The organism is Paraburkholderia denitrificans, from assembly GCF_042655705.1.
Lineage (GTDB): Bacteria > Pseudomonadota > Gammaproteobacteria > Burkholderiales > Burkholderiaceae > Paraburkholderia > Paraburkholderia denitrificans.
Genome location: NZ_JBHSMP010000037.1, coordinates 77,646 through 92,369 on the forward strand (window position 1 = coordinate 77,646; position 14,724 = coordinate 92,369).

Here is a 14,724-nt window from a genome sequence, read left to right on the forward strand (position 1 = left end):
GCAAGCCAGGCAGTGACCCGGCTGACGGCTGCGCACACCTTGCGCGGCGCACCATCGAAATCTCCGTAAATCGCGTTTGTCCGCCTTGACATGCCCGTGTGCGTGTCCGATCATTCGATCACCGATAGAGCAAATGCTCGCATTCGGAGCGTTCGTTCAGAGAGCCGACGTTCCGCACGACGGCACAAACAAATTGGGAGACAGCGCAGTGGCACATACCGCGAATCGGGCGGCTGGACGTCTGCAGGACAAAGTTGCCGTGCTGACCGGCGCGGCGAGCGGGATCGGCGAGGCGGTTGCGCGCCGCTATCTGGACGAAGGCGCGCGCTGCGTGCTCGTCGACGTGAAGCCGGCCAGCGCCATCGCGCCGCAGCTCGCGGCCGATCACCCGGATCACGTGCTGGCGCTCAGCGCCGACGTCACGCGCCGCGAAGACATCGAGCGCATCGTGAACACGGCGGTCGACCGGTTCGGCCGCATCGACATCCTCTTCAATAATGCAGCGCTTTTCGACATGCGCCCGCTCCTCGACGAATCCTGGGACATCTACGACCGCCTCTTCTCCGTCAACGTGAAGGGCATGTTCTTCCTGATGCAGGCCGTCGCGCGCCGCATGGTCGAGCAGGGCGAGGGCGGCAAGATCATCAATATGTCGTCGCAGGCGGGACGCCGCGGCGAAGCACTCGTTTCGCACTACTGCGCCACGAAGGCCGCCGTGCTGAGCTATACGCAATCGGCGGCGCTCGCGCTCGCGCCGCACGGGATCAACGTGAACGGCATCGCGCCTGGGGTCGTCGACACGCCGATGTGGGATCAGGTCGATGCGCTCTTCGCGCGCTACGAACACCGGCAGCCCGGCGAAAAGAAGCGGCTCGTGGGCGAGGCCGTGCCGCTCGGACGCATGGGTTTGCCCGACGATCTCACCGGCGCGGCGCTCTTTCTCGCGTCCGCGGATGCCGATTACATCACCGCCCAGACGCTCAATGTCGACGGCGGCAACTGGATGAGTTGACGGAGAAGCCGCACCCATCGTGCACCCATCGACATAACGTAACAAACAACGAACGGAGACAAACGATGAATACAGCCTTCAGGACCGCGTTACGCGTGCTCGGCGCCGGTGCCATCGCCGCCGCCGCGAGCGCCGCACATGCGCAGACCGTGACGATCGCCATGTTGAACAACCCGGACATGATCGAGCTCAAGCGCCTCTCTCCGGCCTTCGAGAAAGCCAATCCGTCCATCAAGCTGAACTGGGTGATCCTCGAAGAGAACGTGTTGCGCCAGCGCGCGACCACCGACATCACGACCAACAGCGGCCAGTTCGACGTGATGATGATCGGCACGTTCGAAGCGCCGCAGTGGGGCAAGCGCGGCTGGATCATCCCGATGACGAATCTGCCTGCCAGCTACGATATCGAAGACGTCGTGAAGACCGCGCGTGACGGTCTCTCGTACAACGGCACGCTGTTCGCGCTGCCGTTCTACGTCGAAAGCTCGATGACGTTCTATCGCAAGGACCTGTTCCAGCAGAAGGGCCTCAAGATGCCCGACCAGCCGACCTACGACCAGATCCGGCAGTTCGCCGACAAGCTCACCGACAAGTCGGCGGGCACCTATGGCATCTGCCTGCGCGGCAAGGCGGGCTGGGGCGAGAACATGGCGTACGTGACGACGGTCGCGAACACGTTCGGCGGGCGCTGGTTCGACGAGAAGTGGCATTCGCAACTCACCACGCCCGAGTGGAAGAAGGCGGTCAACTTCTACGTCGACCTGCTGAAGAAGGACGGCCCTCCGGGAGCCAGCTCGAACGGGTTCAACGAAAACCTCACGCTGATGTCGTCCGGCAAGTGCGCGATGTGGATCGACGCGACGGTCGCCGCGGGCATCCTCTTCAACAAGCAGCAGTCGCAGGTGGCCGACAAGATCGGCTTCGCCGCCGCGCCGACCGAGGTCACGCCGAACGGCTCGCACTGGCTGTGGTCGTGGGCGCTCGCGATTCCGAAGTCCTCGAAGTCGCAGGACGCCGCGAAGAAGTTCATCGAATGGGCGACCTCGAAGGAATACATCGAAATGGTCGCGAAGGACCAGGGCTGGGCCTCGGTGCCGCCGGGCACGCGCCTGTCGACGTATGCGCGTCCGGAATACAAGGCCGCCGCGCCGTTCTCGGGGTTCGTGCTGAACGCGATCAAGACCGCCGATCCGACCCGTCCGACCCTCAAGCCCGTGCCGTACACCGGGATTCAGTTCGTCGGCATTCCTGAGTTCCAGTCGTTCGGCACCGTTGCCGGGCAAAACATTTCCGGCGCGCTTGCCGGACAGATGAGCGTCGATCAGGCGCTCACGGCGGGCAACGCGGCTGCCGACCGTGCGGTGCAGCAGGCCGGATATCAGAAATAACGCCACGCATGCTGTCGCGCGACGCGCCGCCTCGCTTACGGGCAGGCGGCGCGGCGCGGGCCTCAGCGGCCAACAGCGGCCAATGACGGCCAATGACGGGTAACGGCGCCGCCCAGCCAGCGGCGCGCAACACTGAAGGGTGGTCACCATCATGCGTCATCTCCATCTCCCCATGCCGGTATTCCATCGCAGCAGCAGCCCGGGCACGCCGCGGCAAGACACGCGTCGCCAGGGCTCGCGCTGGCTGGTCGCGCCGTCCGTCGCGGTGCTGCTCCTGTGGATGACGATCCCGCTCGCGATGACGATCTGGTATTCGTTCACGCGCTACAACCTGCTCAATCCCGATCTCAAGGGCTTCGCGGGCTTCGATAACTATCGCTTCCTGGCGACCGATCCGTCGTTCGTGCCGTCGATCGTCCACACGCTGGAACTGATCGGCGCAGTGCTCGTGATCACGGTGGTCGGTGGCGTGCTGATGGCCGTGCTGTTTGACCGCAAGTTCTACGGCCAGGGCATCGCGCGTCTTTTCGCCATCGCGCCGTTCTTCGTGATGCCGACGGTTTCCGCGCTGATCTGGAAGAACATGATCCTGCATCCGGTGTACGGCCTCGTCGCCGTCGCGATGCGCGCGGTGGGGCTCACGCCGATCGACTGGTTCGCGGTCTATCCGCTCACGGCGGTCATCATGATCGTCGCGTGGCAGTGGCTGCCGTTCGCGTTTCTGATTCTGTTCACGGCGATCCAGTCGCTCGACCAGGAACAGAAGGAAGCCGCGCGCATCGACGGCGCGGGCGCGATCTCCATGTTCGTCTACATCACGCTGCCGCATCTGCGCCGCGCCATCGCCGTGGTTGTGATGATGGAAACCATTTTCCTGCTGTCGATCTTCGCCGAGATCTACACGACCACCGGCGGCGGTCCCGGTAACGCGACCACCAACCTCACTTACCTGATCTACTCGATGGGCCTGCAGCAGTTCGATGTGGGCATCGCGTCCGCCGGCGGCATTCTCGCCGTGGTGCTCGCGAACATCGTGTCGTTCTTCCTCGTGCGTATGCTCGCGCGCAACCTCAAAGGGGAGTACGAAAAATGAGCCAGCTTGCCGCTACGCCTTCGCGCGCACCGAAGGCTCCTCACGCCTCGCCGGACGCGGTCAACCGTTCGTCGCCGTTGCAGTTCGTCGGCCGCGTGCTGCCCGGGGTCCTCGCATGGATCATCGCGCTCCTGCTGTTCTTCCCGATCTTCTGGATGACGATCACGGCATTCAAGACCGAGCAGCAGGCGTATGTGACGTCGCTCTTCTTCATGCCGACGCTCGACAGCTTCCGTGAGGTGTTCGCGCGCAGCAACTACTTTGCGTTCGCATGGAATTCGATCGTGATTTCGGTGGGCGTGACGATCGTGTGCCTGATTCTCGCCGTACCGGCCGCCTACGGCATGGCGTTCTTCCCGACCGACCGCACGCAGAAGGTGCTGTTGTGGATGCTGTCGACGAAGATGATGCCGTCGGTCGGCGTGCTCGTGCCGATCTATCTGCTGTGGAAGAACGGCGGACTGCTCGACACGGTGAGCGGCCTCATCATCGTCTACACGCTCATCAACCTGCCGATTGCGGTATGGATGGCGTACACCTACTTCAACGAGATTCCGCGCGACATTCTCGAAGCGGGCCGCATGGACGGCGCGGCGACGTGGCAGGAAATCGTCTATCTGCTGATGCCGATGGCCGTGCCGGGCCTCGCCTCGACCGCGCTGCTGCTCGTGATTCTGTCGTGGAACGAGGCGTTCTGGAGCATCAACCTGTCGAGTTCGAACGCCGCGCCGCTCACGGTGTTTATCGCGTCGTATTCGAGCCCCGAAGGGTTGTTCTGGGCGAAGCTTTCGGCGGCGTCGCTGCTTGCCGTGGCGCCGGTGCTGATCATCGGCTGGCTGTCGCAGAAGCAACTGGTGCGCGGACTCACGTTCGGGGCCGTCAAATGACGTCGATCGCAGCATTGATCTGCGACTGCGATGGCGTGCTGATCGACAGCGAAGCGGTGGCCGCGCGCGTGCTGGTGCGCGAACTCGAAGCGCGCTGGCCCGGCGTCGCGGTCGAGCCGGTCGTGATGCCGTTGCTCGGTCAACGAATCGAGCGCGTGCTGGGCGGCGCGTGCGAAGCGCTCGACCGCAGCCTCGCGGCGCACGACGTCGCGGCGATCGGCGCGGCTGTCGAGCGCGAAGCGCAGGACGCGCCGCTGTTCCCGGGCGTGCTGGCCGCGCTCGAAGGCGTCGCCCTGCTGAAAGCGTGCGCAAGCAACAGCTATACGGCGATCGTGCGCGCCGTGCTGGCGCGAAACGGCCTTGCGCGGTTTTTCGGCGAGCGCATTTATTGCGCCGACAAGGTCGCGAAGCCGAAGCCCGCGCCCGACGTCTATCTCGCGGCGGCGCAAGGCATGGACGTGGCGCCTGCGGCTTGCCTCGTCATCGAGGACAGCGTGGCGGGCGTGAGCGCCGCGCGTGCGGCGGGCATGACGGTGCTCGGTTTTGTCGGCGGCACGCATGTGGGCGATGCGCATGCGCAGGCGCTGCACGAAGTGGGCGCGATCGAGGTTTTCGACGACATGAACACGCTGCCCGCACGGGTGGCGTACTGGACGCGAAAGGTGCAAGCGGCGCAAGCGGCCTCGCATTGAGCGAAGCACGGCTTAAGCCGCATTGAACGGCGGTAATGAACAGCGGCGGGCGGCGTGAAAGACGCGACCGCGCCGCAATGAACGGAGACACATCATGGCCAGCGTGACCCTGAGAAACGTGCTGAAGCGCTACGACGACAACGAAGTGCTGCGCGACGTGAACCTCGATATCGCGGACGGCGAGTTCGTCGTATTCGTCGGCCCGAGCGGCTGCGGCAAGACCACGCTGATGCGGATGATCGCGGGTCTGGAAGACATCAGCGGCGGCGATCTCATGATCGACGACACGCGCATGAACGACGTGCCGCCCGCGAAGCGCGGCATTGCGATGGTGTTTCAGTCGTACGCGCTTTACCCGCATATGACGCTCTACGACAACATGGCGTTCGGCCTCAAGCTCGCGGGCGCGAAGAAGCCCGAGATCGACGCCGCGGTGAAGAACGCCGCGAAGATCCTGCACATCGACCATCTGCTCGACCGCAAGCCGCGGCAGCTTTCGGGCGGGCAGCGTCAGCGCGTGGCGATCGGGCGCGCGATCACGCGCAAGCCGAAAGTCTTTCTCTTCGACGAACCGCTCTCGAACCTCGACGCCGCGCTGCGCGTGAAGATGCGCCTCGAATTCGCGCGCCTGCACGACGACCTGAAGACGACGATGATCTACGTGACGCACGACCAGGTGGAAGCGATGACGCTCGCGGACAAGATCGTCGTGCTGTCGGCGGGGAACATCGAGCAGGTCGGGAGCCCGAATCGTCTCTATCACGCACCGGCCAATCGCTTCGTGGCCGGTTTCATCGGCTCGCCGAAGATGAACTTCCTCGACGGCACGATCCAGCAGGTCGCGAGCGACGGCATCGTGGTGCGCTACGCGACCGGCGAGACCCAGAAAGTGGCGGTCGAGCCGCGCGGCGCGCGCGAAGGCGACACGGTGACCGTGGGCATCCGGCCCGAGCATCTGCATGTGGGCGCCAGCGAGTGGGGCGTGAGCGCGCGCTCGATGACGGTCGAGTCGCTCGGCGATGCGGCGTATCTCTACGCCGAGTCGCCGGTTGCGCCGGACGGGTTGATTGCGCGGATCGCGCCGCTGGAGCGGCACGAGCGCGGCGAGCAGATGTTGCTCGGCGCGACGCCCGATCATTGTCATCTGTTCGATGCGAGCGGACAGGCATTCGAGCGCCGGTTCGCGCAGGAAATGGCGGCGTAAGGGAACACCTTCGGGCGCTTTAAGGCTGTGCCGAATGCGCGGCGAGCAACTGCCGGTGGCGTGCTTCGGTTTCGTCATCGGCGGGGAAGAGGCACTCCAGCCGGAGTTCCTGCGCCACGACGTTTTGCGGCGCGCCCACGATCGTGACCATCGAGAAATAGCGCAGCACCGCGCCGTCGCGGACAAAACCCAACGGAATGACGGGCATCGTGGGCGTGGCCGACGGCCCATGATGCGTCTTCCAGTCGCGCGGCACGTCGGGATAAACGAGCAGCTCGTCGAGCAGACGCTTCGTTCCGGCGTCGACCGCGTGCCCGACCGATTCGCGATGCACGCGTTGCAGCAAGCTTCGCGCGACCGTTTTCCAGTCGTCCAGGAAGGGGCGCATGCCCCGCGGATCGAACATCAGATGCAGCATGTTGCGTGGACCTCCGCGCGCGGCCATGTCGATAAAACAGCCGAAGAAGCGCGGCGCAGCCGCGTTGGTCATCAGGACGTTCCAGTGGCGATCCATGACGATGGCCGGATATGGCTCATGCTGCCGGACGACGCGTTCCAGTGCGTGAATCACGCTACGCATTTCCGCTGCGTTCCACGGCGCCTCCGAATACACGGGCGCGTAGCCCGCGGCGAGCAGCAGCGCATTGCGCTCGCGCAGCGGCACATCGAGCGTCTGTGCGAGCGTCAGCAGCGTCTCGCGGCCCGGCACGCTGCGCCCGCTTTCGATGAAGCTGATCTGCCGCTGCGAGACGCCGGCCTCGAGCGACAGATCGAGTTGACTCATGCCACGCACGTCGCGCCAATAGCGCAGCAAGTCGCCGAGTTCGCCTGGCGGCGCATTCGGATCGGGACGGGTGGCGTTCATCGGGTTCCCCTGTTCAAGGTGGACGAATCGAACGGACCCAGGCTGCGCCCGTGTGCATCACGCGTCGAGCGCCGCGCGCGCGCATGCCTCATCGGTGACGAGGCCCGACAGCCAGCCGCCATTGAGCGCGGCGATCACCGCCGCGCGCTTGCGTGCGCCGCCCGCGAAGCCGATGGTCGGCCGCTTCGGCGGCGAGTCGAGGCGGATGCTCGTCACGCGCCGGCCCGTCGGCGAATCGACGCGCCGGCCCGACGCGTCGATCGGCCGCCCGAGCATCTCCGCCACGGCGCCGAGCTGCATCAGCTCGCGCACTTCGTCGGCGGTAATGAAGCCGTCCTCGTGCAGCGGACAATGCTCGCCGATGTTGCCGATGCCGACGAACGCGACATCCGCTTCGCCCGACAGCGACTCGACGATGCGATAGAGCCGGTGATTGCACCATTGCGCGCGCTCGGCTTCGCTGTCGGCAATCAGCGGCGCGGGCAGCAGAAAATGCTTGCCGCCGGTCTTCTCGGAGATGTGCAGCGCGACGTCGTAGCGGTTCGACGAGCCGTCCTGCGCGATGGCGCCGACCATCGACACGAGCCGGTGCTGCGGCCGCTCCAGTTGCGCGATCTGATCGACGGCGGCCTTGAGCGTGCGGCCGCTGCTCACGGCGACGACCATCGGCCGGTCTTCGTTCAGGTAGCGCTCCATCACCTGGGCGCCCGCGACGGCGAGCTTGCGGTCGATTTCGTCGGGCGTGTCGTTGTCGAGCGGCACCACTTCGCAGACCGAAAGGCCGTAGCGCTTCGATAGCCGGTCGGCGAGCGCGAGGCAGTCGGCCAGTTGATGATCGACGCGCACGCGGATCAGATTCTTCTCGACGGCGAACGCGACGAGCCGCTGCGCGACGGGCCGCGAAACCTGCAGCTTCTCCGCGATTTCGTTCTGGGTATTGCCCGCCACGTAGTAGAGCCATGCGGCGCGGGTGGCGAGATCGAGTTTTTCGGTGGATTTAGGCACGATGTGTGTGGACGTCGACGCGGGCGCGCTAGCCCGCAGTGTACGGGACATCAGGCGAGCCGCTTGCGCGAGCGCTCGAAGAGCGGGCGCACGTGGCGGTAAAGCGCACGGTACGCATCGAGCCGCTCGCGCAGCGCGGCGTGACGCGCGGCGTCCGGCGTGTATTCGGCGAGCACCGGCGGCTTCGTGAGCACGTCGCGCGCGTCGCCGCCCGCGGCGAGCCAGCCGAGCCGGGCCGCGCCGAGCGCCGCGCCGGTCTCGCCGCCGCCGTGCTGACGCGTGGGCGTGTTGAAGGCATCGGCCACGAGTTGCGCCCAGTACGCGCTGCGCGCGCCGCCGCCGATCATCGAGAGCGGTCCCACTTCGGTGCCCGCCGCGGCGAGCGCGTCGAGGCCGTCGGTGAGCGCGAGCGTCACGCCTTCGAGCACCGCGTAGCCGAGCAGCGCGCGGTCGGTCGCGTGCGTCATGCCGAAGAACACGCCTTGCGCATACGGATCGTTGTGCGGCGTGCGCTCGCCCGAAAGATACGGCAGGAAGAGCGGGGCCTCGTCGCGCGCCGCGGGCGCGAGCGCTGCGACTTCGGCGAGCAGCGTGGGCTCGTCGGTGCCGGTGAGCTTGCAGGCCCAGCGCAGGCAACTGGCCGCGGAAAGCACGACGCTCATCTGATGCCAGCGGTCGGGAATCGCATGGCAGAACGCATGGACCGCCGATGCCGGATTGGGCCGGAAGCGGTCGCCCACGACGCACAGCACGCCCGAGGTGCCGAGCGAGACGAAGCCGTCGCCGGGCTGCGTGGCGCCGATGCCGATGGCGCTCGTCGCGTTGTCGCCGCCGCCCGCCGCGACGACCACGTCGTCGCGCAGGCCGAATTCGCGCGCCACGCCGGGCAACAGCGTGCCGGAGCTTGCGCTGCCTTCGGCGAGCGCGGGCATCTGCGCGCGCGTCATGTTGCAGGCGTCGAGCAGCGCATCGGACCAGTCGCGCTTCGCGACGTCGAGCCAAAGCGTGCCCGCTGCATCCGAGGGATCGGACACCTTGCCGCCCGTCAGGCGCAGACGCAGATAGTCCTTCGGCAGCAGCACGCATGCCGTCGCGTGGAAGATCCGCGGCTCGTGGCGCGCGACCCAGAGCAGCTTGGGCGCCGTGAAGCCCGGCATCGCCAGATTGCCCGCGATGCGATGCAGTTGCGGTGCGCGCGCGGTGAGTTCGGCGCACTCGTCGACGGCGCGCATGTCGTTCCAGAGGATCGCGGGGCGCAGCACGTTGTCGTGCGCGTCGAGCAGCACTGCGCCATGCATCTGTCCTGAAAGGCCGATGCCGCGCACCTGCGCGAATTCAGCGGGATGCTTCTCGCGTAACGCGGCGAGCGCCAGGCGCGTGCCGTTCCACCAGTCGGCGGGATTCTGCTCGGACCAGCGCGGGTGCGCCCGCGTGACCACGAACGGCGAACCGGCTGTGCCGATCACGCGGCCATCCGGGGCGAGCAGCAGGACTTTTACTTCCGAGGTGCCGAGGTCGATGCCCAGGTACATGGGGGAATGCAATGTCGTCGAAGGGATGCGCTACTTTAGCCGCGCCGGGCGCGCGGCGCCATGCGCGGCGACCCGGGGGCCGCCGTGCAGGGTACTTAAAGAGGCGAATGGCGCGAAATCGACGCCTCGCTCGGGCTACTCAGGCTGCGGACTGGCCGCGTGCTGCGAGCCAGCCATCGATGCGCACGAGCGCGGCGCGCAGCGCGCCTTCGAGCGCCGCGTTGCCCGCCAGGCGGCCCCACAGGAGCTTGTCGGCGCAGAAGACGGCGAGCGGATCGTCGGCTTCGAACATGCGGTGCGCGGCGGCTTCGTCCATCACACCGTCCTGGTAGCGGTAGGGCAGCGCGCCCTTGTGCCAGCGTTCGAGAAAGCGCAGGAAGAGTGCTGGCAACACCGCCGTCGCGGCGGGCGTGGCGCCGGCCGCGATGCGCTGTGCGAGCGTCGGCGCGATGAAGCCGGGGATCTTCGAGAAGCCGTCGGCGGCGACGCGCTGATTCGTGTCCTGGATATACGGATTGCTGAAGCGTTCGAGCACGATGTCGCGGTACTTCGCGAGATCGAGCGGACTCGGCGTGAGACATGGGATCACGTCCTCGCTCACGTATGCGTGTGCGAAGGCGCGGATGTCGGCGTCTTGCGTGCCCTGGTGGATGTAGTCGAGGCCGATCAGCGTGCCCGCCCATGCGACGCAGCTATGCGTGGCGTTGAGAATGCGGATCTTCGCTTCCTCGTACGGCATCACCGATTCGACCAGTTCCGCGCCCGCGCGCTCCCATGCCGGGCGGCCCGCGCAGAAGTGATCCTCGATCACCCACTGGATGAACGCTTCGCCCATGACCGGGCAGGCGTCGTCGATGCCCGTCGCGGCTTTCACGCGCTCGCGCACGTCGGGCGTGGGGCGCGGCGTGATGCGGTCGACCATCGAGTCGGGGCAGGCCGTGTTCGCGTCGAACCACGCGCGCAGATCTGCCGCGCCGCGCCGCTCGAGAAATTCGCGCATGCCCGCCTGAAAACGCTTGCCGTTGCTGCGCAGGTTGTCGCACGACTGCAGCGTGACCGGGCCGCCGTTGCGCGCCTTGCGCGCTTCGAGAATCGCGGCGAGCGCGCCGTAGATCGTCGTGCGCGCGCCGTTCAGATCGGCGGCGAGATCGGGGTTCGCGGTGTCGAGGCGGTCGTGCTCGTCGAGGTAGTAGCCGCCTTCGGTGACCGTGAACGCGATGATCTTGCAGGCCGGATCGGCGCCCGTCTCGATCAGGCCCGCGAGATCGGCCGACCACGGCAGGACGCGCATGATCGAACGGATCGTCTCGTAGTGGCGCTCGCCCTGCGGCGTGACCGTTTCGAGCGTGTAGACGCCGTGCTGGGCCGAAAGGGCGTCGAGCACCGCGTTCATGTCGGCGCGGATGTTGCCGACGACGAGCGACCAGGCCGGCTCGGCGGGCGCGCGTGAGAGGTTGACTCTGTGCAGATACCACGCCTGATGCGCGCGGTGAAACGAACCGGCACCGATGTGCAGGATCACGTTGGCGCCGCTGCGTTCGCTGTCCATGTTTGTCTCCTGAGAGGCGGGAGTGCGCGCCTTGCGTGCGCGTCTGTGATTGGGGCTGCTGCTCCTCGTGGAGCAATTGCTCATGCAATGAACGAATGATCGTATTCGGTCAGGCGAAAGTCAAGACGGCTGCGGCGGGTTTCCGTGGCGCGGTGCGGCGAGGCGATGAAGGCGGGGCGTGCGAGCGGGCGTGTCGCAGCACATCGGGCGGTTGTTGTGGCGCACAAGGGCGCGGCGCGCTTCGGCGCATTCAGTCCGCGACGCTGGTCACGGCCGCAACGGCCTGCGCCGTTGCATCCGCCGCGCAGCAATCCACGACGATCCGCTCCGGCATTGCGCGCAGCCACGTGAGCTGGCGCTTGCAGAGCTGGCGCGTCGCGAATACGCCCTTGTCGCGCATGGTGTCGTAATCCGTTGCGCCGTCGAGGTATTCCCACGCCTGGCGGTAGCCCACGCAGCGCATCGAGGCGAGGCCCGGGTGCAGGTCGCCGCGCGCGCGCAGCGCCTTCACCTCGTCGATGAAGCCCGCCGCCAGCATGGCGTCGAAGCGCTGTGCGATGCGCGCGTGCAGCACGCTGCGGTCGGACGGTTCGAGCGCGACCGGGACGAAGCGGTAATGCGCGGCCGCGTCGATGCGCATGGCTGGGGCGGCGAGCAGCGCCGACATCGGCTGCCCCGTCAGCATGAATACTTCGAGCGCGCGCTGGATCCGCTGCGAATCGTTGGGCGCGAGGCGCGCAGCCGTTGCGCGATCGACGGCCGCGAGGCGCGCGTGGAGGGCGGGCCAGCCCTCGCGGGCGGCGTCGGCGTCGAGTGCTGCGCGGACTTCCGGGTCGGCGGCGGGCAGGTCGTTCAGGCCCTGTGTGAGCGCGCGGTAGTAGAGCATCGTGCCGCCCACGAGCAGCGGCACGTGATTGCGCGCGACGATCTCGCCCGTCACGCGTAGCGCGTCGGCGCGGAAGTTGGCGGCGGAGTACGCATCGGCGGGATCGACGATATCGATCAGGTGATGGACCGCGGCGGCGCGTTCGGCGGCGGACGGCTTGGCAGTGCCGATGTCCATGCCGCGATAGACGAGCGCCGAATCGACGCTGACGATCTCGACCTCGCGCCCGCGCGCCGCCGACTGCGCGGCGTACGCGAGCGCCGCCGCCGTCTTGCCCGACGCGGTCGGGCCGAGCAGGCAGGCGACGGGCAGCACGCGGTCGTCGGATGGAACGTGGGGCATCATTGACCGCGCATGAAGAGGCGGTCGAGGTCGGCGAGCGTCAACTGGTACCACGTCGGGCGGCCATGATTGCACTGGTCGGCGCGCTCGGTGGCTTCCATCTGGCGCAGGAGCGCGTTCATCTCGTCGAGCGTCAGACGCCGGTTCGCACGCACTGCGTGATGGCACGCGAGCGTGCCGAGCATTTCGTGCTGCCGCTCCGTCAGCACGCGCGAGCCGCCAAACGCGTGCAGATCCGCAAGCACGGCGCGCGCGAGTGCGGGCAGGTCGGCGTCCTTGAGCAGGGCGGGTACGGCGCGGATCGCGATCGAAGTGGGCGAGAGCACGGCCAGATCGAAACCGAGCGCTTCGAGCGTGGCCTTTTCCTCTTCGACGGTGCCCGTTTCGACCGGGTCGGCACTCATCGACAGCGGAATCAAAAGCGGCTGCACGGCGAGCGAGCGTTGCGCGAGCGCGGCCTTGAACTGCTCATAGAGGATGCGTTCGTGCGCGGCATGCATGTCGACGATCACGAGGCCGCGCGCGTTTTGCGCGAGCACGTAGATGCCGTGGATCTGGCCGAGCGCGAAGCCGAGCGGTTGATCGTCGCGGGCGTCGAACGCGTGCGGTTCGCGCGGTGCGGCGTCGGACACGGCATCGCCGCTCTGGAGCACGGTCGAGCCCTGCGGCGTGCCCGCGCCGGTGTCCTTGCGCCCGAACAGCGCGTCGTAGAGCGCGAGCGGCTGCGCGACCGGCAGTGCGCCTTGCGTCATGCGCGACTGGCGCAGCCAGGTGTTGCCGCTGCCTGCACCGCCGGGTCCGCCTGAGCCGGAGCCGGAGCCGAAGCCGGACGAGCGCGCGCTGGCGCCTGCGCCGCTGCCGAAGCCGGTGCTCGACGCCGATCCGCCGAAGCTGCTCGCTACCCGCGCGGTGCCGAATCCGCTCGATCTGCCCGATCCGCCAAATCCACCCGATCCGCCGAAACTGCCCGCCACGTTGCCCAGGCCCGGCGAATCCGCTGCCGCGCCACCCGCGCCGGACGCGGGCCGTGGCTCGACGAGCGCGGCATGGCCGCCCAACGTCGTGTCGGGCGACGCGCCCGCGTGCCGGGCGAGCGCGCGCTGCACGGCATGAAAGACGAACTGGTGGATCGAGCGCGAGTCGCGGAACCGCACTTCGATCTTTGACGGATGCACATTGACGTCGACGGCCTCGGGCGGCAGGTCGAGGAACAGCACATACGACGGATAACGATCGCCGTGCAGCACGTCCTCATAGGCGGCGCGCACCGCGTGCGTGAGCAGCTTGTCGCGCACGAAGCGGCCGTTGACGAAGAAATATTGCTGGTCGGCGCGGTTGCGGCTCGCGGTCGGCAGCCCGGCGCAGCCGTAGACGGCGAGCGGCCCGGCGCGCTCGTCGAGCGGCAGATGCGCGGTGGCGAACGCCTCGCCGAGGATCTTCGAGACGCGCGTGGCCGGATCGCTCGTGTTCCAGTGCTCGACGGCACGGCCGTTGTGTAGCACGGAGATGGCCACATCGGGCCGCGCGAGCGCCGAACGGCGGATCATTTCGAGGCAATGGCCGAGTTCGGTCTGCTCGCTCTTCAGGAACTTGCGGCGCGCGGGCGTGTTGAAGTACAGCTCGCGCACCTCGATGGTCGTGCCGCGCCCGCCCGCTGCCGGTGCGAGCGTGCCCGTATCGGCGTCGATCTTGACGGCGTGCGGCGCGTCGGCGGCGCGGCTCGTGATCGACATTTCCGCCACCGACGCGATCGACGCCAGCGCCTCGCCGCGGAACCCGAGCGTCGCGACGCTTTCGAGTTCGGCGAGCGAGCGGATCTTGCTCGTGGCGTGGCGCATCAGCGCGAGCGGCAGTTCGCGCTCGGGGATGCCGCAGCCGTCGTCGGTGATGGAAATGCGCTTCACGCCGCCCTCGTCGAGCAGGATGCGCAACGTCGACGCGCCCGCGTCGAGTGCGTTCTCAAGCAGTTCCTTGACGACCGACGCAGGCCGCTCGACCACTTCGCCCGCGGCGATCTGGCTGATCAACTGGTCGGGAAGCGCCTGGATCGCGCGCGCGGGCTGTGCGCCGCGCGCCGTGCCTGCGTGCGCGGTGGCTTGTGCGCTGGCTGGTGCATCGGCGTCGTGCGACGGTGCGGGCGCGGCGCTGTCGTCGCGGGCCGGATTGGCGGCGTCGGAGGGATCGGAATACGAAGACATGCGCGCAATTATAACGAGTCGGCGCTCGCCGCCCTGCGGCCCGCACGGCGGTTTTCTCGCGAATTCTTCGT

The 14,724-nt window shown here is 67.4% G+C and carries 12 protein-coding genes; 6 read left to right on the forward strand and 6 right to left on the reverse strand.

Features of this window, described 5'->3' with window-relative positions; genetic code table 11:
- The first annotated feature begins 208 nt into the window (after positions 1–208).
- The 6 genes from ACFPTO_RS22375 to ACFPTO_RS22400 all read left to right on the forward strand — a co-directional run bounded on the left by ACFPTO_RS22375 (position 209) and on the right by ACFPTO_RS22400 (position 6,276).
- On the forward strand, positions 209–1,012 hold the full coding sequence (locus ACFPTO_RS22375) for an L-iditol 2-dehydrogenase (protein WP_377714831.1): 804 nt from the start codon (positions 209–211) through the stop codon (positions 1,010–1,012).
- Between the two features lie 65 nt (positions 1,013–1,077).
- Positions 1,078–2,400, forward strand: a complete 1,323-nt coding sequence (locus tag ACFPTO_RS22380; RefSeq protein ID WP_377714833.1) for an ABC transporter substrate-binding protein — start codon at positions 1,078–1,080, stop codon at positions 2,398–2,400.
- Positions 2,401–2,572: 172 nt separating this feature from the next.
- On the forward strand, positions 2,573–3,493 hold the full coding sequence (locus ACFPTO_RS22385) for a carbohydrate ABC transporter permease (protein ID WP_377714902.1): 921 nt from the start codon (positions 2,573–2,575) through the stop codon (positions 3,491–3,493).
- Entirely contained in the window at positions 3,490–4,380 is an 891-nt protein-coding gene (locus tag ACFPTO_RS22390) for a carbohydrate ABC transporter permease (RefSeq protein ID WP_377714834.1), read from the forward strand. The genes ACFPTO_RS22385 and ACFPTO_RS22390 overlap by 4 nt, the downstream gene beginning before the upstream one ends.
- Positions 4,377–5,072, forward strand: coding sequence for an HAD family hydrolase (locus ACFPTO_RS22395; RefSeq protein ID WP_377714836.1), 696 nt, complete (start codon positions 4,377–4,379; stop codon positions 5,070–5,072). The genes ACFPTO_RS22390 and ACFPTO_RS22395 overlap by 4 nt, the downstream gene beginning before the upstream one ends.
- 94 nt (positions 5,073–5,166) lie before the next feature.
- Entirely contained in the window at positions 5,167–6,276 is a 1,110-nt protein-coding gene (locus tag ACFPTO_RS22400) for an ABC transporter ATP-binding protein (protein WP_377714837.1), read from the forward strand.
- Between the two features lie 19 nt (positions 6,277–6,295).
- Here ACFPTO_RS22400 and ACFPTO_RS22405 read toward each other — a convergent pair whose 3' ends face one another.
- From ACFPTO_RS22405 to mutL, 6 genes are all read right to left on the reverse strand, one after another.
- Positions 6,296–7,141 (reverse strand): helix-turn-helix domain-containing protein, encoded by an 846-nt coding sequence (locus ACFPTO_RS22405; RefSeq protein ID WP_377714839.1) that lies wholly within the window; start codon positions 7,139–7,141, stop codon positions 6,296–6,298.
- A gap of 57 nt (positions 7,142–7,198) precedes the next feature.
- Positions 7,199–8,146: a sugar-binding transcriptional regulator gene (locus ACFPTO_RS22410; RefSeq protein WP_377714904.1), complete on the reverse strand. Its 948-nt coding sequence runs from the start codon at positions 8,144–8,146 to the stop codon at positions 7,199–7,201.
- Between the two features lie 50 nt (positions 8,147–8,196).
- Positions 8,197–9,678 (reverse strand): xylulokinase, encoded by a 1,482-nt coding sequence (gene xylB, locus ACFPTO_RS22415; protein ID WP_377714841.1) that lies wholly within the window; start codon positions 9,676–9,678, stop codon positions 8,197–8,199.
- A gap of 139 nt (positions 9,679–9,817) precedes the next feature.
- A complete protein-coding gene (gene dalD / locus ACFPTO_RS22420) occupies positions 9,818–11,227 on the reverse strand; it encodes a D-arabinitol 4-dehydrogenase (RefSeq protein ID WP_377714843.1) in 1,410 nt (469 codons plus the stop codon).
- A 250-nt stretch (positions 11,228–11,477) separates the two neighbouring features.
- Positions 11,478–12,455, reverse strand: coding sequence for a tRNA (adenosine(37)-N6)-dimethylallyltransferase MiaA (gene miaA, locus ACFPTO_RS22425; RefSeq protein ID WP_377714906.1), 978 nt, complete (start codon positions 12,453–12,455; stop codon positions 11,478–11,480).
- Positions 12,455–14,653, reverse strand: a complete 2,199-nt coding sequence (gene mutL, locus ACFPTO_RS22430) for a DNA mismatch repair endonuclease MutL (protein WP_377714845.1) — start codon at positions 14,651–14,653, stop codon at positions 12,455–12,457. Before mutL ends, miaA begins: the two co-directional genes overlap by 1 nt.
- Positions 14,654–14,724 lie beyond the last annotated feature (71 nt).